Source organism: Stenotrophomonas sp. BIO128-Bstrain (assembly GCF_030128875.1).
GTDB classification, from domain to species: domain Bacteria; phylum Pseudomonadota; class Gammaproteobacteria; order Xanthomonadales; family Xanthomonadaceae; genus Stenotrophomonas; species Stenotrophomonas bentonitica_A.
The window spans coordinates 1,152,310-1,167,819 of the sequence record NZ_CP124620.1; the positions used below are offsets into that span (position 1 = coordinate 1,152,310).

Here is a 15,510-nt window from a genome sequence, read left to right on the forward strand (position 1 = left end):
GAGTGAACTTGATAGGTAGCCGCCATCAGCGGCATTTAGCAAGCGCGGCCCAGTTCGAGACCAGCATCCGCACGTCCACCGTCCACCCCCTTTAAGCGACACGCCCCCGCCGAGTCGCACCAGGCGAGTACCCCATAACACGCTTGTAAGCCCGACTGAAAGCCGCCTGCGAAGCGTACCCAAGACGCTCTGCCACCACCTCGATGGAGAGGTTCTGGTGGCTCAGCCATTGGCTGGCCAAGTGCATTCGCAGCTCAGTCACGTAGCGCAGGGGCGCGGTTCCAATTACGGTCTGGAACCGGTCTGCAAACACGGAACGCGAGATGTTCGATTCCGCAGCCAATGCTTCGACAGTCCAGTCCCGCCCAGGGTCTCTGTGCAGCGCAAGCAACGACAGCGATAGACGAGGGTCGCGCATCGCCATGACCAGGCCGGAGGCGCCGTCGCAACCACGCTCGACCCAGTCACGGACAATCATGGCGGCCACTGCATCCGCCAGCCGCGCGAGTATGCCTGCATAGCCAATGCGTCCGGAACACACCTCGCGCTTCATCGCGTCGACCATCGGCAACAGCCCAGGGAACTGCGTGGCGTTGCCATCGCACAACATCACCGCCGGCATCACCTTGCTCAACCCTTGCATGCCGCCCAGATCGAACACCATGCAGCCGTGGAAGAGCACGGCGCTGGGCACGGCATGTGTGCTCGGGCACGTGTCTATCCCGCTCACTGCGTCGCCTAACGGGGCTGCGTCGATCGTTTCCAGGCACTGGACGGGATGGTCCTCGCTCGACAGCAACGCGTGTTCGTCTCCGCGGGGAAGAAGCACGACATCCCCGGCGGATAGACGGCGTTGGCTGCCGTCTGCGCCACGAAGAATCGCCGTGCCCACTGCCAGGTAATGGAAGTAGGCATGGCCTGGCTTCCGGGGAAATCCAAGCCCGAAGGTCGGCCCGGTCTGAATGCGCCGGTATTGAACGCCATGCAGCCGCATGCCGGTCAGCAGTTCGCTGATCAGGTCGGTGGGCTGGAGTGGCGTGTGGCTCATGGAGACGGTCCGGGGTTTCGATCAAAAATACAGGTCGGACAATCATAGATCATCCTGGCTGGGCTCCCTAGACTCTCGGCTGCACGAATGCACTGGGATCTGTGATGAGCAATAACGTAGTTGATGCCGCGAACACGCCTGATTCTGTGGACAGGGGGAGCGGGGAGCCTTCTTCATCGGCGTGGGTGGCGGTGTTTTCGCTGGCCATGGGGGTCTTCGGGCTGCTCACCGCGGAATATCTGCCTGCCAGCCTGCTGACGCCGATGGCGGGGGACCTGGGGGTGTCGGAGGCGCTGGCCGGGCAAGCGGTGACGGTCACTGCGGTTGTGGCCTTGTTCGCTGGGCTGTTGGTGCCGCGGCTGACCCGTTTGATGGACAGGCGCCTGGTGCTGTTGAGTTTCACGGCCCTGATGATTCTCTCCAACGCCTTGGTGGCGTTGTCGTCCAGCATGGGCGTTCTGCTGGTGATGCGCGTCCTTCTGGGCATCGCGCTGGGCGGTTTCTGGAGCATGGCAGCGGCCGTGGCCATGCGGTTGGTGCCGCCCCAGCGCGTGCCTCGCGCGCTCTCGATCATCTTCAGCGGGATTGCGGTCGGCACGGTGGTGTCGGTTCCGTTGGGGAGCTACCTCGGCGGGCTGCTGGGTTGGCGCAGCGCCTTCTGGGCGGCGACGGCGGTGGGTGGACTCACGTTTGCGTTCCAGTGGTTCACGCTGCCCCGGATGGCCCCGCGTCAGGCGGCTGTCCCCGAGTCGGTGGTGGCGCTGCTGCGCCGCCCGGGCGTTGCGGTCGGCATGCTGGGCTGCGTCCTGGCGCACACCGGTCAGTACTCGCTCTTTACTTACATCCGCCCCACGTTGGAGAGCCTGGGGCAGATGAGCGCCGATGGCCTGGCGCTGATCCTGCTTGGATTCGGTGTGGCGAATTTCGTTGGCACTCTCCTGGCCGGTTGGCTCATGGAGCGCAGTCTGAAAGTCACGCTGGTGCTCATGCCTGCCTTGGTTGGCGTAGCCGCGCTGGGCATGCTCCTGTTGCCGGTGGGCGTCGGCGGGCTGTCGATCCTGGTAGCACTGTGGGGTCTGGCCTTCGGCGGCGTGCCGGTTGCGTGGTCGAGCTGGGTCGCGCGTGCGGTGCCTGACCAGGCCGAGAGTGCCGGCGGGATGGTGGTCGCTGCGGTGCAGTCGTCCATCGCAGCGGGCGCCGCGTTGGGTGGCGTGGTGTTCGGGCTGGGCGGCATCGTTGCAGTCCTTACCGTTGCCGCAGCGGTGATGCTCCTCGCCAGCCTGCTCATCGCGCTCCGGGTCAGGGTGAGCTCGGCGGCGTTGTCGGCAGGTCCGGCGTTTCATATCTAGGCGACCACACCAGGAATGCACGTCGGGAGTGAAGGACTGTCGATGTAGTCGGCGTCCTGTCTCCGCTTCCGCTAAAGTGCTCGGCCCTGTTTTAACTGGCGCTCGCTCCCGAGCGTGCACTTGAAGGACGTTGTTGTTGATGGTGGTGAAAGGTCTGGCGGTGTTGTTTTTGGTTTCTGCGTCGTTTTCTGGTGTGGCAGCAGAGCTGGTTGGCCGCGCGACGGTCACGGACGGGGACACCCTCACCGTGGCCAAGCAGCGCATCCGCCTGTGGGGCATCGATGCGCCGGAAAGCGCGCAGCAATGCACCGGTAAAGATGGGCGCACTTGGCCCTGCGGGCGTCGGTCAGCCGCCGCGCTGGACGGCTATCTGCTGGAAAAAACCGTTCGTTGCCAGCCCAAGGACACGGACCGCTACGGCAGGGTGGTGGCGGAGTGCTTTGTCCAGGGGGCGTCGGTCAATCGGTGGATGGTGCGCTCCGGTTGGGCGGTGGCGTACCGCCAGTACGCTACGGCATTCATTGCAGACGAAGCCGACGCGCGCCAGCACCAGCGGAACCTCTGGCAGGGGCCGTTCCAGATGCCAGCCGACTATCGTCGCAGCAAGCGTGACCAGGCCGCGCGACACGCCCCGGCGGCCACGCAGCCGGCGCCGGGCGGATGCCAAATCAAGGGCAACATCTCCCGCCAAGGCAAGAAGATCTACCACGTGCCGGGCCAGTGGGACTACGCGCGCACGAGTATCGACACGAGCCGCGGCGAGCGCATGTTCTGCAGCCCTGCCGACGCAGTGCGGGCAGGGTGGCAGCCGGCCAAGCGCTGAGCGTCTCAAACCCTCCCATGCAGGCGGCGACGCAGCGCGCCCGCCGCTGCCGCGATGGCCATCGCAGGCAACGCCAGCACCAGCGCATACACCAGTCCGGCCAGCAACAACGGGCCAACGCCCGAGACCACGGCCACCACCGGCACCTGCAGCGCCATGAGCAACAGTCCCCACAGCCACGCCTTGCGGGGGAAGCAGGCGCCTAGAACCGCGGCAATAGCCAGTGCGATGGGATAGACGACGGTCCAGAACGCCGGCGCATCCCAAGGCTCGCCGCCGGGTGTCCGCCAGGCCACCAGCACCCAGAACACCACGCCGATCTTCAGCGTGACAGCCGCTGCTGCAAGAAGATTTCCCGTCGTCCGCATCGTTGTGCTCCTGCGCGAACAGGCAGGATGCCACGCGTTGAGGGTGTGCCCCACATTGGCGACGCATTGCGTCGTACCAGTGACGGCATCAGGATATTGGCGGCGGTCAGCAAATTTTGACGCGCTCTTGGCGCCTGCTGAGGATACTTTTCCGTCATTGTTCCAGAGGAGAAGGGCAATGGCCGCCAGACAAAAGACCCCGTCAAACCCCCAGGTGCTGAGGATCGAAGCGATGCCGCTGGGCTTCGGCGAAGCCGCCGTCGTGATCGAGCTGGCCGCCGAGCCACCGAAGCGCTGGTTCAAGGCGCTCAAGCGGGAGATGATGTACTCGGAGGGCCTGGAAACCGCGTCGGCGAAGTTCGACGGCTGCTTCGTCTACCTCGTCGGGCTGGACCCGGCCCTGGGAAGCGCTGTGCGCTGTGCCAGCCGATTGCTTGCAGCGGTGCAGGAAGGCTTTCAACAGAGCAGCACGGTTTCTCCAGAGATGTCGACGATGGCTGTTGACGGCGGGTCCCATCCGCCTGTGTCCCTGCACATACCGCGTTCACCGATGGGTCGGAACGAAGCATCCGGGGAGATGAACATCAGGATCTGACCCTTGTCCTGGGAAGGGCTTCCTCACGGGAAGTATCGACACGTCGACCATCGTCGACCGGAAGGTCGATGTCCGAGGGGCGCTATAGAAAAGCAGTGGCGCCGATGACGTTTCTGGCCTTGCACCCGGAGTACGTTGAACGTAATTTACGTTCAGCGTAGGTCCGGGTCATGCTTGTTGGCATGACCCGCACACCTACCTCGATCCGCTCTGTATTCGCCCGCCGCTTGAAGGCGTGCCGGGTAGATCAGGGCTTGTCTCAACGCGCGTTGGGGGTGCTTGTGGGATTACCGGAAGACGTGGCGGGCGTTCGCATCAACCGATACGAACGGGCCGTGCACAATTGCGATATCGAGACAGCGCAGAGGATCGCGTCTGTGCTGGGGGTTTCCGTTGCCTATCTGTACGCGGAGACGAATGACCTCGCGGAGCTCATCCGCCAGTTCAGCAGGATGTCCGCCAAGGAGCAGGAGGCGCTCCTCGCCAATGTCCGGCGCAAGGCAACGTAGTCGTTCGTTCGCACGCAGCCCGAGGAGCATGCGCGGGTCCACAAACAACTCGCTCCCACACCCACGCCCGGCCTCCCGCCGGGCGCCGGGCGGTCCCTGACGGCCCTGTCAGTTCGGCCGCTACTGGTGCCGCATCACCGCCTCCAGATGCGCCTCCGGATCGATCATGTGCGAGTGGTCATCCTGGTCCAGCTGGATCTCCGCCCAGTGGATGGCCCCGTTGAACCTGCCGCGCTCGGTCACATAGCCCTCATACACCGGCATGCCGGTGTCGATGCCCACGTCCAGGCCCTCATCGAAGGAGTAGTACAGCGGATGGGTACGCTCCACCTCGCCGGTACCTGAGGCTTTCCCGTCGATGTACAGGGTGACCGTGCCACCGCGCCCGATGCCGCCGCCCGCGTAGGCGAATTCCACCCGCACCTGATGGCGGCCGGTGCCGATGTCGGCCTCGGACAGCACCGTCTTCCGCAGCAGTCCGCAATGGTTGTAGTGGTAGCCCAGCTTGCCGTTTTCGGCAAAGAACGACCAGCCGCCGGTGCGTCCGCCCTGGGCGACGATCACGCCGTTGAGCGTGCCACTGGCGGGCGCTTCGATCTCGGCGGTTACCGCGTAGGAACGGTTCTTGACGTTGATCGCTACGTTCTCGCCCAGGCGGGTCATGCCGGGGTACAGCCGCAGGCTGTCGCCGGTGGTCAGCGTGGGACGTCCGGCAAGTTCGGGATTCATGCGTTCGGCGGCGCGATCGTCGATCGGCAGGACGTTGTGGCGAACCGCCTCGATCAGGAACAGCTGCTGCAGCTCGGCCAGCTTGTCCGGCTGCGCGGCGGCCAGGTTGTCGGCCTGGGTCCAGTCCTGGGTGGTGTCATACAGTTCCCAGACGTCCTGCGAAAAATCCACGCCCTTGGCCACCACATTCCAGGGGGTGCGGTGCTTGGTCTGCGCGGTCCACCCGTTGTGGTAGATGCCGCGGTTGCCCATGATCTCGAAGTACTGCGTGAGGTGGCGCTCCTCGGCATCGGCGTCGTTGAAGGTGTAGGCCATGGAAACGCCGTGCATCGGTACCTGGGTGACACCGTTGACCGTATGCGGCTGTGCCAGCCCGGCGAGGTCCAGGATGGTCGGCGCCACGTCGATCACGTGGTGCCATTGGCTGCGCAGTTCGCCACTGCCGGTTATCCGGGCCGGCCAATGCACGATGGTGCCGTTGCGCGTGCCGCCGTAGTGCGATGCCACCTGCTTGGTCCACTGGTAGGGCGTGCACAACGCATGCGCCCAACCGACGGCGTAGTGGTTGTAGGCCGTGGGTCCGCCCACCTCGTCCAGGTGCTGCTGCCAGAATGCTGCGGTCTCGTACTCGGCGCCCCCGTTGGAGGCGGTGGTGAGCATGAAGGCGCCGTTGATGCCGCCCTCGGCGGAGGCGCCGTTGTCGCCGATGATGAAGTACACCAGCGTGTCGTCGAGAACGCCAAGTTCCTCCAGCGCGTCGATCACGCGGCCGGTATGGTGGTCGGCGTACTCGAGGAAGGCGGCATAGACTTCCATCTGATGCGCGAGGATCGGCTTGAGTTCGGCCGGCATGTCCTCCCACGCCGGAATGCCCTCCGGCCGCGGGGTGAGCACGGCATCGGCGGGGATGACACCCAGCTCGCGCTGGCGCGCGAAGGTAGCGGTACGCATGGCATCCCAGCCTTGATCGAACGCGCCTTTGTACTTGGCGATCCAGTCCTTGGGGACATGGTGCGGGGCGTGCGTCGCTCCCGGTGCGAAGTACACGAAGAAAGGTTTGTCCGGCGTCAGGCTCTTCTGCAGGCGGACATAGTCGATGGCCTTTTCGGCCAGGTCCGGCATCAGGTGGTAGTCCGGATCCAGCGGCGCCTCCACGGCAGAGACGCCATCGACCAGTGCGGGCGTCCACTGGTTGGTTTCACCGCCGATGAAGCCGTAGAAACGCTCGAAGCCACTGAAGGCCGGCCAATGGTCGAACGGGCCGGTCGGTCCGGACTCCCACACCGGCACTTCGTGGCACTTGCCGAACTGGGCGGTGTTGTAGCCGTTCTGGCGCAGGATTTCCGGCAGCGGCGTGACCGAATTGGGCCGTGTCGAACGATAGCCCGGCGCGGGGGTGGCGGTCTCGGTGATGTGGCCCATGGCCACCGCGTGGTGGTTGCGACCGGAGAGCAGCGCGGCGCGCGTGGGCGAGCACAGGGCGGTGGTGTGGAAGCGGGTGTAGCGCAGGCCGCTATTGGCCAGCCGATCGGCAGTGGGCGTATGCACGGGGCCGCCGAACGCGCTGGCGGCACCGAAGCCAACATCGTCGAACATGATCAGCAGGACATTGGGTGCGCCGTCCGGCGGGCGCTTTGCCGTGATGGGAGGAAGCTTGACCCCAAGTTTTTTCGCATCGAACGACAGGGGGCCCTGGTAGGCCTGGTCGGGGATCGGAAGGATGCTGCCGGGGAGTTCCTGGCTCATGGTCACGCCTCGATGGACTGAGGCCCCAGTGTGGCCAGCGGGGTCTGTGTTGGCACCCGAAAATAGACGGGCCGCGGCCTAGGTAGAAGTACTGGCGGCGGCGCGCCGGGTCGATTTACCGCCGGTGGCCGGCCAACTATCTCACCGGTTTTCCGTAGCTGTCCGAGAGCATTGCCTTGTAGGCCTCCAGAGGCTGGAGTCCCACCGCGCGCCGCCGGGCGTCGAGGGTCTGCATGTCTTCGGTGGGCTGAAGCTCCATCACGCCGTCGGCGGCGCTCTTGAACTGCGTGCCGTAACGCTGCGGCTTGCCCTGCGCGATGAGCACCCGGTCGGTCAACAGCGCTACATCCGCGGCGTCGGCATCGCCGGTCTCGGCGGCGGTCTGCATCAACGCCAACGCCTGCGCCTGGAACGCGGGGTCATGATCGGCGTGCTGCACGATCAGCCATGCGGCCTTGGCCCCGTCGCGGCCGACCCGCGTGGTGCCTGGCCACCCCTTCTCGGCGATCACGGCTTTCAACCACGTTGCATTGGCTTCGCTCACCGGCGCCGTCTGCCGCCACGCATCGCCGCCACCAGCGGCGATGGCGGCATGTTGCGCGGTCTGGTCCTTCGCCTCGCGTGCGAGCAAGGCCTGCCTCAACGGCGCATCGCGCAGCGCTTCGTGCTTCTTTTCTTCGGCGATGACCCGCTGCAGCACCGCTGGCCATGCGGGATCGGCGCGCAGCGCATTCAGCCCGGGACGCTGTTTGGTCCGCAGGTCCTCCAGTGGCAGGCGACCACTGGCGAGCAGCGCATCCACGTACGCAAACGCCGCGGCATGGTCGCCGGCTGCCGCCGTGCATTCGATCAGCAGCAGCTCGCCTCCGTCGGGGAAGGGGATGCCGTGCGTGTACAGGTCACTCAAGGTGGCGCTGCAGGCGGCGTAGTCGTTGTTGCCGTAGGCATCCAGCGCGGTGAAGAAGCTGGCCGGCTTGGCGGCGGCAGCCGCGGCGGCGGCGAACAGGGCGGCCGTCAGCGTTGCCGCCCGGGTTGCTATGGGTCGTATTGGCCTTCCGTGCATGGGTCATCTTCCCTGGTGAACGCACCGACAACGTAGCGGCTTCAGCCCCCGGAATTCAACCTGGCGTGCGCGAGCCGAAGCCGTGCGATCACGGCGTGGGCAGTAGCAGTCGAAGAACATGCCGGTCCCTCCAGCCTGCCGGATCGTGCGGGCGGTGTGATGCCCAGGCTCACGCGCAGCACGCACGGCGTTGATCCAGGCTCCCGCACTCTGGCGCATTCGTCACTCTCCCAACGCCCGGGACAGCGCCATGGCCGATCTGCCTCCCCATCGTTACGACGTCATCATCATCGGTGGCAGCTACGCGGGCATGTCCGCCGCGCTGCAGCTGGTGCGCGCCCGCCGCAAGGTGCTGATCATCGACGGGGGGACGCCGCGCAACCGGAATGCGCGCGTCGCGCATGGGTTCCTTGGGCGGGAGGGGCTGCCGCCGGCAGATATCGCTTCCCAGGCCCGCGACGAACTGCTGCGCTATCCCACGTTGACCTGGCTCGCCGGTGTTGCCCGTTCTGCTACGGCAACGGCATCGGAAGACGGCGGGACCTTCCGGGTCGAGGTGGACGCCGGCCAGGCGTTTCTGGCGGATCGGGTGATCCTGGCGTACGGCGTAACCGATGATCTGCCCGACATCCAGGGCATCGGCGAACGTTGGGGCCGGAGCGTTTTTCATTGCCCGTACTGCCACGGCTACGAGGTGTTCGAAGGGCGCATCGGGGTGATCGGCTGCGCGAAGGATGGTGGCGCGGCCCAGGCGCTGCTGCTGTGCGACTGGGGCAACATCACGCTGTTCTGCAGCGAAGCCTCCGCGAGGATCGATCCCGCACAGCGTGCACGGCTGGACGCGTGCGGCGTCGTGGTCGAATCGACCCGCGTACGCGCGGTGGAAGACAGCGCTACCGTGGTGCTCGCCGACGGGCGCCGGGTGGAGGTGGATGCGCTGTTCATTTCACCGCATTCGCGGTTGTCCAGTGATCTGGCCGAGCAATTGGGCTGCGAGCTCAAGGATGGCGGGTGCATCACCACCGATTCGGCCAAGCAGACCACGGTACCGGGCGTGTTTGCCTGCGGCGACGCGGCCCGGATGGCAGGCAGCATCGCGCTGGCAGCGGGCGAGGGCGCGCTGGCGGGCGTGGCGGTGCATCACTCCTTGATGGGGCTGTTGGGATAGCGCCCGAGGAAGGTGTCGCGTTGTTGGAAGAAGCGGGATTGGAGCAGCCGGGCTTTGTTCCATGCCGCGCTGTGTCTCGGGGGGCGGATCGCCTACGCCGGTGGAGAACACGGCTGATGGAAGGCATGGCAGAGTAAGAACACCCGTAATACTGCGCTCAGCTGACCTGATACTGCGCTCAGCTGACCTCCCACTGCCCTCTGCCGCTGATGCGGTCAGAGAGCCGTGGGATGAGACTCAGCGGCGCGCGTCGTCGCGGGCCTTGCCCACGTCGCTCTGCACTTCGCCCACACCCTTCTGGATCTTGCCTTCCACTTCCTTCGTCTTGTCGCCGGTGACCTTGCCCACGACTTCCTTTACGGTGCCCTTGACCTGGTTCTTGGCGCCTTCAGTGCGATTCTTGTCCATGGTTGACTCCACAATGTAGTTAGAGAGAGGCCCCGTGTTGCTGGGCATCTCCACCCTGACGGGACGGCAGTGGCGCGAAGGTGAAATTCGCTGGTGATGCGGAATCCGTTCAAGCGCCGGAAAGGTTGACGCTCACGCGCGCTGCACGTCATTCATCCGCATCGCGCTCATCCCACGCATCGCCATCCCATTGCGGTGGTTCGGTGGTGGCTGCGGCGGCATCCGGATCGACAGGTTCCAACAGCGTGTAATCGTTGCGCGCGGGATCACGAAACGCGCGGCTGACCGGATAGGCCTCCAGTGCGGGCGTAGTGGCGCGGGCGTTCAGTGCCGCGGGCGTTTTGAAGGCGCCGCTCAACCAGTCCAGTGCGGCGGCCGGTGCAATGAAGATCGGTCCATCTGGCGTGAGCGGGGCAGGGATCGCGTGGTTCGGCCCGGTCAGGACCGTGAAGCTGTCCAGCTGCTGGCCATCCTCGCTTTCCCAGTGTTCCCATAGGCCGGCGGCGAGCAGGACACGCCCGTCCTTGCGCTGCACGAACAGCGGCCATGGCGGCCGGCGCGCGCGGTCCCATTTGTAATACCCGGTCATGGGCAGCACGCACGGGCGCTGTGCCCAGGCCTGCGCGTAGATGCGGCTGCGTGGCGCGCGCTCCAGCCGTGCGGTCACCGTTGTATAGGGCGTGGCCGGTTCCTTGGACCAGCGCGGCACCAGCCCCCACACCATGTCGGCCACGGCAATGGAGCCGTCGTGGTCGCGCGCCAGCACCGTGGCCACGCTGCCCTTGGCGATGTTGTAGTGGTCCGGGCCGGCAGCCAGCGTCCGCGCCAGCGCGGCAGGCAGTCCGGCGGGAAGTGACTCGGTGTCGGCGATGGCTTGTGCGAAACGGCGCATGGGCCGAGCATCCGACGATATCCGTGACGGCCTCGTAGGCAGCGCAGGCGTTGCTCACCCGGGCGTTGCCTGCTGTGCACGGCGCTCATGTGTCCGGATGCGGCTCGGCCAACGCGGCCCGCCGCGCCTGGAACACTTCTGGCGTCTGCGGCTTGACGAACAGGGCGACCAGCTCGGGATACTCGGCTTTCACCGCTTTCTCGATCCGGGTGATGCACGCCTCGATCTGCGGCGTGGTGCGATCATCTTCGAACTCGGCACTCAGCATCGCCACGACCTGTTCGGGTCCCATCTGCATGGTGGTCACGCCATTGGCGCGGCGCAGGTCGGCATCGGTGTTGGCCACGGCGAGAATGCGCTTGGCAACGCTTGGGTGCGCCGGTTCGCCCACCAGCAGCCCCTTGGTTTCGCGTGCAAGCAGGAAGGCAGTGACCGCCAGCACACCGGCGATGCACAGCGAAGCGACGCCATCAAGGATGGGCATGTCCAGCAGCTGCGCGGCGAGCAGGCCGACCAGCGCGAAGCCCAGGCCGAGCAGGGCGGCGCTGTCTTCCAGCAGCACCGTGAATGTGGAGGGATCCTTGCTGCGGCGGAATGCCTCGAAGTAGCCCAATGAACCCTTGGTGGCGCGGAATTCGCGCAGCGCGATCCACCACGAGGTGCCTTCGAACACGAGCGAGATGCCCAGCACGATGTAGCTGATGAGGTGGTTGGTGGCCGGCTCCGGGTTGCGGATGTGCTGGATGCCTTCATACGCCGAGACGCCCGCACCGGCGGCGAACACCAGCAGCGCCACGATGAAGCTCCAGAAGTACAGTTCCCGCCCATGGCCGAAGGGATGCAGGGTGTCCGGCTTCTGCTCGGCCCGGCGCAGGCCATACAACAGCAGCAGCTCGTTGATGGTATCCACCAGCGAGTGGACGCCCTCGCTGAGCATGGCCGAACTGCCGGAGATGCCGGCGGCGACGAACTTGGCGATGGCGATGGCCAGGTTGCCGGCGAGCGCGGCATAGATCACGAGACGGGAGCCAGTCGGCTTGGCCATGGCGGAGGCGGGGGTGGGGAGGGTGCGGCATCATCGCCAACGGCGCGTCCCGGGCGCGTGCACGTCCGGGCCTGGCAGGCCGGGCGGCAGTGCGGCGCTGAGCGGCCGGGGCTGTACCCGCCGCCCGTGGCGCGGGACAATCCGTGGCCGTGGGCAGCGATCTGTTACGGCTGCGGGCGTTGACATGGAGTTGGCCCCGCGTGGATTAAATTGCTCTCCCCCTACCGGCCGGCCGACCGCTGCCTGCCGTTCCCCCTGCTGCTGCGATGCCTTTCAGTTCAAGGTTCGGTGACCCGATGATGTCTGTCCTTCCCTGGTCTGTCGCGCGGCTGCGCGGCGCGCGTGCCCCGGCCGTCCTGGAGCAGCGCGCATGAGTGCAGGGGTGGGGCGTTTTCCCGGCAGCACCGGCCCGATGGCCGAGCAGGTGCGTGGATGGAACTGGCAGGCGACGCCGGTGGGTTCGATCGACCATTGGCCCAGTGCGCTGCGCAATGCGGTCAACCTGATCCTGGCCTCGCCCGAGAGCATGTACGTGGTCTGGGGCGATGACCTGACGTTCTTCTTCAACGATGCCTACAGCCCGATCCTGGGCCCGCGCCTGCAGGGGGCGCTGGGGGCGCCGCTGAGGCAGCTGTGGGCGGATGCGTGGGACGCCGTGTGCGCACCGATCGAGGCTGCCTTCGCAGGCGGGTCCTCCCGCTACGAGAACCTGCCGGTCTCGATGAGCCGCCAGGGCGTGCCTGAAGAGACCTGGTGGACATTCTCCTTCTCGCCGATCTTCCTGGACGATGGCAGTGTCGGCGGCGCGTTCTGCGTGACCAACGAGGTGACCAGCATCATCGTGGCGCAGCAGCGCCTGGCCAAGGAGAACGAGCGCCTGATCGCGCTGTTCGACAAGTCGCCGATGTTCATGGCCTTCCTCAGCGGGCCGGAGCATCGCGTCGAGCTGGCCAACCCGGGCTACCAACGCCTGGTCGGCAACCGCCACGTGCTCGGGAAGTCGATCCGGGAGGCGCTGCCGGAAATCGTCGACCAGGGTTTCATGCCGTTGCTGGACGAGGTGTACCGCACCGGCAAGCCGTACATCGGCAGCGAGATGGTCTACGACGCGCCGTTCCCGTCCGATCCCTCATCGGCCCGGCGCCTGCTGGATCTCGTCTTCCAGCCGGTGGCCGGCGAAGACGGCAGCACTGCCGGCGTGTTCGTGCAGGGCCTGGATGTCACCTCCCACATCGAGCTGCAGCGCACGATGCGGCAGGTGGAGGCGCGCAATCGCCAGATCATCGACAGTGCCAGCGACTACGCGATCGTCGCCTCGGACCTGCAGGGCAACGTGACCCTGTGGAATGCCGGTGCCGAGCACATCTTCGGCTGGACGGAGGCCGAGATGCTGGGCCAGAAGGTGGAGCGGATCTATACCCAGGAGGACATCCTGGCCGACCGCCTGCGCCACAACCAGAGCGTCTCGATCGCATCGGGCGGGGTCAGCGGTGAGCGCTGGCTGGCACGCAAATCCGGCGGGCGGTTCTGGGCCAGCGGCGCCATGACCGTGCTGCGCGATGAAGATGGCGCCGCGCTGGGCTTCGTCAAGGTGCTGGGCGACCGGACAGAAGAGCGCCGCGCCAGCGATGCACTGGCCCATAGCGAGCGACGCCTCGGCGCGCTGGTGAGCGCCTCCTCGCAGTCGCTCTATGCGGTCACCGCCGACTGGCGCGAGATGCGCCAGATTCTGGCCACTGGACCGGTCGCGCAGGACGACAACCTGCCCGCGCTCAGCGACTGGAAGGAGCGCTACGTACATCCGGAGGATCTGGGCCTGCTGGAGCAGGCCATCGCCCGCGCGCTGGCGCAGCGGGAGCCGCTGGCGCTGGAACACCGCAGCCTGCTCGCCGATGGCAGCGTGCGCTGGGTGCAGATGCGCGCGGTGCCGCTGCTGGACGGCAACGGCGAGATCACCGAATGGTTCGGCACTGCCTCGGACGTGACCGAGCGGCGCCTGGCCGAAGACCAGCTGCGCGAGCTGACCTTGACCCTGGAAGAGCGGGTGCAGGCGCGCAGCGCCGAGCTGCAGGTGGCTGAAGAGCGGTTGCGGCAAAGCCAGAAGATGGAGGCCGTGGGCCAGTTGACCGGCGGCCTGGCGCATGACTTCAACAACCTGCTGACCGCCATCTCGGTCGGCCTGGAGCTGCTGGAGCTGCGCATCGATCAGCGTCGCTACGATGATGTGGGCCGGTACCTGGAGATGGCGCAGTCCAGCGCGTCGCGCGCCACCGCGCTGACCCAGCGGCTGCTGGCCTTCTCCCGCCGGCAGACGCTGGCGCCGACGCCGGTGGTGGCCGATGCCCTGGTGCGCGGGATGCTGGACATCATCTCGCGCACGCTGGGGCCGTCGATCGCGATCGCCACGCAGCTCGATTCCGATCCATGGTCGGTGCTGGTGGATGTGCCGCAGATGGAGAATGCGCTGTTGAACCTGTGCATCAATGCCCGCGATGCGATGCCCGAGGGCGGCCCGCTGACCATCAGTGCGGCGAACGTGACGTTGCAGGGCGAGGCTGCGGCAGCGCTGGATACGCCCCCGGGCGATTACGTGCGGCTGGCCGTCAAGGACGCCGGAACCGGCATGGAGGCGGCGGTGATCGAGAAGGTCTTCGAGCCGTTCTTCACCACCAAGCCGATCGGGCAGGGCACCGGCCTGGGCCTGTCGATGATCTATGGCTTCACTCGCCAGTCCGGCGGCCAGGTGCGGATTGATTCGCAGGTCGGCCAGGGCACGACGGTGGAGCTGTACCTGCCACGCTTCATCGGCGAAACCGCGGCCAATGCGGTGCAGGAGACCGAGCAGGATGCGCCCGCCACATCCACGCCCAGCGTCGGGACGATCCTGGTGGTTGAAGACGAGGGGGCGATCCGCGCGCTGCTCAGCGAGGTGCTGGGCGGCGCCGGCTATCGGGTGCTGGAGGCGCCGGAGGGCGGCCAGGCGGTCGAGCTGCTGCACTCCGGGCAGCCCATCGACCTGCTGATCACCGATGTTGGCCTCACTGGCGGGCTCAATGGCCGGCAGGTCGCCGATGCAGGGCGCCAAGTGCGGCCCGGGCTGCCGGTGTTGTTCATCACCGGCTATGCGGCGTCGGCGGCGGTGGGCGCCGGGCAGCTGGAGGAGGGGATGGAAGTGCTGACCAAACCCTTCACCACTGCCGAACTGGAGCGGCGTGCGCGCGCGCTGTTGGCGACTGCAGGCAGCAGCCAGTGACGGTGTTGGCTGCGCTCAGAGCAGGGACCTGACGGAGCTCACCAGCTGTTTGAGCGTGAAGGGTTTGCGCAGCAGTTTGATGTCCTCGCCGAGAAAGTCCGGCCGGGCCCCGGCCGCCCCGGCATAGCCGGTGACCAGCAGGATGGGCATGGCCGGGTGCAGCGTGGTGGCGATCGTGGCCAGGTCGCGGCCGTCCATTCCGGGCAGGCCGACATCGGAGACCAGCAGGTCGAACGGGCCGTCATGCCTGAGGCACCCCAGCGCGGCCTCGGCGTCGGCAACGTCGAGGACCTCGAAGCCATCGTCGTTGAGGATGTCCTTGGTCATCTCCCGGATGGGCGCATCGTCTTCGACGAGAAGCACGCGGCATCGTGGGTGGGAACTGGCAGCGGTCATTGCGGACGCGGATCCTCGTGGCATGCAGCCACCTGTGCGGAGCTCCACCTTAGCGCCCGCGCGCGTTAGCCGGCCGTGCATCGCGCGCCAGCCCGGCGTCATGATCCCCGGGAGGCGC

14 protein-coding genes are annotated in these 15,510 nt (G+C 66.6%); 6 read left to right on the top strand and 8 right to left on the bottom strand.

Annotated elements, in window-relative coordinates; genetic code table 11:
• Positions 1 to 91: 91 nt before the first annotated feature.
• Positions 92 to 1,048: an AraC family transcriptional regulator gene (locus tag POS15_RS05155; RefSeq protein ID WP_046273370.1), complete on the bottom strand. Its 957-nt coding sequence runs from the start codon at positions 1,046 to 1,048 to the stop codon at positions 92 to 94.
• Between the two features lie 104 nt (positions 1,049 to 1,152).
• Here POS15_RS05155 and POS15_RS05160 point away from each other — a divergent pair, with 104 nt between their 5' ends.
• Entirely contained in the window at positions 1,153 to 2,397 is a 1,245-nt protein-coding gene (locus tag POS15_RS05160; protein ID WP_046273371.1) for an MFS transporter, read from the top strand.
• 139 nt (positions 2,398 to 2,536) lie between these two features.
• Positions 2,537 to 3,220, top strand: coding sequence for a thermonuclease family protein (locus POS15_RS05165; RefSeq protein ID WP_046273409.1), 684 nt, complete (start codon positions 2,537 to 2,539; stop codon positions 3,218 to 3,220).
• A 5-nt stretch (positions 3,221 to 3,225) separates the two neighbouring features.
• Here the strand turns inward: POS15_RS05165 and POS15_RS05170 are convergent, their stop codons facing one another.
• Positions 3,226 to 3,588, bottom strand: coding sequence for a hypothetical protein (locus POS15_RS05170; protein ID WP_284129142.1), 363 nt, complete (start codon positions 3,586 to 3,588; stop codon positions 3,226 to 3,228).
• A 178-nt stretch (positions 3,589 to 3,766) separates the two neighbouring features.
• On the opposite strand from POS15_RS05170, the gene POS15_RS05175 reads away from it, so the two are divergent.
• Both POS15_RS05175 and POS15_RS05180 read left to right on the top strand, forming a co-directional pair.
• Positions 3,767 to 4,183 carry a hypothetical protein gene (locus POS15_RS05175; protein ID WP_070474567.1) on the top strand — a complete coding sequence of 139 codons (417 nt, stop codon included), beginning with the start codon at positions 3,767 to 3,769 and terminating at the stop codon, positions 4,181 to 4,183.
• A 182-nt stretch (positions 4,184 to 4,365) separates the two neighbouring features.
• Complete coding sequence (locus tag POS15_RS05180) at positions 4,366 to 4,692, top strand: helix-turn-helix transcriptional regulator (RefSeq protein WP_284129143.1); 327 nt, start codon at positions 4,366 to 4,368, stop codon at positions 4,690 to 4,692.
• A gap of 120 nt (positions 4,693 to 4,812) precedes the next feature.
• Here the strand turns inward: POS15_RS05180 and POS15_RS05185 are convergent, their stop codons facing one another.
• Positions 4,813 to 7,167, bottom strand: a complete 2,355-nt coding sequence (locus tag POS15_RS05185; RefSeq protein ID WP_284129144.1) for an arylsulfatase — start codon at positions 7,165 to 7,167, stop codon at positions 4,813 to 4,815.
• Between the two features lie 136 nt (positions 7,168 to 7,303).
• On the bottom strand, positions 7,304 to 8,230 hold the full coding sequence (locus tag POS15_RS05190; protein WP_284129145.1) for a DUF6624 domain-containing protein: 927 nt from the start codon (positions 8,228 to 8,230) through the stop codon (positions 7,304 to 7,306).
• 250 nt (positions 8,231 to 8,480) lie between these two features.
• Here POS15_RS05190 and POS15_RS05195 point away from each other — a divergent pair, with 250 nt between their 5' ends.
• A complete protein-coding gene (locus tag POS15_RS05195) occupies positions 8,481 to 9,398 on the top strand; it encodes an NAD(P)/FAD-dependent oxidoreductase (protein ID WP_284129146.1) in 918 nt (305 codons plus the stop codon).
• Between the two features lie 237 nt (positions 9,399 to 9,635).
• On the opposite strand, the gene POS15_RS05200 is transcribed toward POS15_RS05195, so the two are convergent.
• The 3 genes from POS15_RS05200 to POS15_RS05210 form a co-directional block, all read right to left on the bottom strand.
• The gene (locus tag POS15_RS05200) at positions 9,636 to 9,806 is read right to left on the bottom strand and encodes a CsbD family protein (RefSeq protein ID WP_019184192.1); all 171 of its coding nucleotides are present in this window, start codon (positions 9,804 to 9,806) and stop codon (positions 9,636 to 9,638) included.
• Positions 9,807 to 9,954: 148 nt separating this feature from the next.
• The gene (locus tag POS15_RS05205) at positions 9,955 to 10,698 is read right to left on the bottom strand and encodes an SOS response-associated peptidase (protein WP_284129147.1); all 744 of its coding nucleotides are present in this window, start codon (positions 10,696 to 10,698) and stop codon (positions 9,955 to 9,957) included.
• Positions 10,699 to 10,783: 85 nt separating this feature from the next.
• On the bottom strand, positions 10,784 to 11,743 hold the full coding sequence (locus POS15_RS05210; RefSeq protein WP_046273381.1) for a cation diffusion facilitator family transporter: 960 nt from the start codon (positions 11,741 to 11,743) through the stop codon (positions 10,784 to 10,786).
• Positions 11,744 to 12,113: 370 nt separating this feature from the next.
• Here POS15_RS05210 and POS15_RS05215 point away from each other — a divergent pair, with 370 nt between their 5' ends.
• Positions 12,114 to 14,996 carry a PAS domain-containing protein gene (locus tag POS15_RS05215; RefSeq protein ID WP_284129148.1) on the top strand — a complete coding sequence of 961 codons (2,883 nt, stop codon included), beginning with the start codon at positions 12,114 to 12,116 and terminating at the stop codon, positions 14,994 to 14,996.
• 15 nt (positions 14,997 to 15,011) lie between these two features.
• Here the strand turns inward: POS15_RS05215 and POS15_RS05220 are convergent, their stop codons facing one another.
• The gene (locus POS15_RS05220; RefSeq protein ID WP_046273383.1) at positions 15,012 to 15,392 is read right to left on the bottom strand and encodes a response regulator; all 381 of its coding nucleotides are present in this window, start codon (positions 15,390 to 15,392) and stop codon (positions 15,012 to 15,014) included.
• Positions 15,393 to 15,510: the final 118 nt, after the last annotated feature.

Excerpts from the sequence above, each read along its gene's own strand:
- POS15_RS05155 (WP_046273370.1), bottom strand. The coding sequence starts at position 1,048 with ATGAGCCACACGCCACTCCAGCCCACCGACCTGATCAGCGAACTGCTG.
- POS15_RS05215 (WP_284129148.1), top strand. The coding sequence starts at position 12,114 with ATGAGTGCAGGGGTGGGGCGTTTTCCCGGCAGCACCGGCCCGATGGCC.
- POS15_RS05165 (WP_046273409.1), top strand. The coding sequence starts at position 2,537 with ATGGTGGTGAAAGGTCTGGCGGTGTTGTTTTTGGTTTCTGCGTCGTTT.
- POS15_RS05180 (WP_284129143.1), top strand. The coding sequence starts at position 4,366 with ATGACCCGCACACCTACCTCGATCCGCTCTGTATTCGCCCGCCGCTTG.
- POS15_RS05190 (WP_284129145.1), bottom strand. The coding sequence starts at position 8,230 with ATGCACGGAAGGCCAATACGACCCATAGCAACCCGGGCGGCAACGCTG.
- POS15_RS05175 (WP_070474567.1), top strand. The coding sequence starts at position 3,767 with ATGGCCGCCAGACAAAAGACCCCGTCAAACCCCCAGGTGCTGAGGATC.
- POS15_RS05205 (WP_284129147.1), bottom strand. The coding sequence starts at position 10,698 with ATGCGCCGTTTCGCACAAGCCATCGCCGACACCGAGTCACTTCCCGCC.
- POS15_RS05160 (WP_046273371.1), top strand. The coding sequence starts at position 1,153 with ATGAGCAATAACGTAGTTGATGCCGCGAACACGCCTGATTCTGTGGAC.
- POS15_RS05195 (WP_284129146.1), top strand. The coding sequence starts at position 8,481 with ATGGCCGATCTGCCTCCCCATCGTTACGACGTCATCATCATCGGTGGC.
- POS15_RS05200 (WP_019184192.1), bottom strand. The coding sequence starts at position 9,806 with ATGGACAAGAATCGCACTGAAGGCGCCAAGAACCAGGTCAAGGGCACC.
- POS15_RS05220 (WP_046273383.1), bottom strand. The coding sequence starts at position 15,392 with ATGACCGCTGCCAGTTCCCACCCACGATGCCGCGTGCTTCTCGTCGAA.
- POS15_RS05210 (WP_046273381.1), bottom strand. The coding sequence starts at position 11,743 with ATGGCCAAGCCGACTGGCTCCCGTCTCGTGATCTATGCCGCGCTCGCC.
- POS15_RS05185 (WP_284129144.1), bottom strand. The coding sequence starts at position 7,167 with ATGAGCCAGGAACTCCCCGGCAGCATCCTTCCGATCCCCGACCAGGCC.
- POS15_RS05170 (WP_284129142.1), bottom strand. The coding sequence starts at position 3,588 with ATGCGGACGACGGGAAATCTTCTTGCAGCAGCGGCTGTCACGCTGAAG.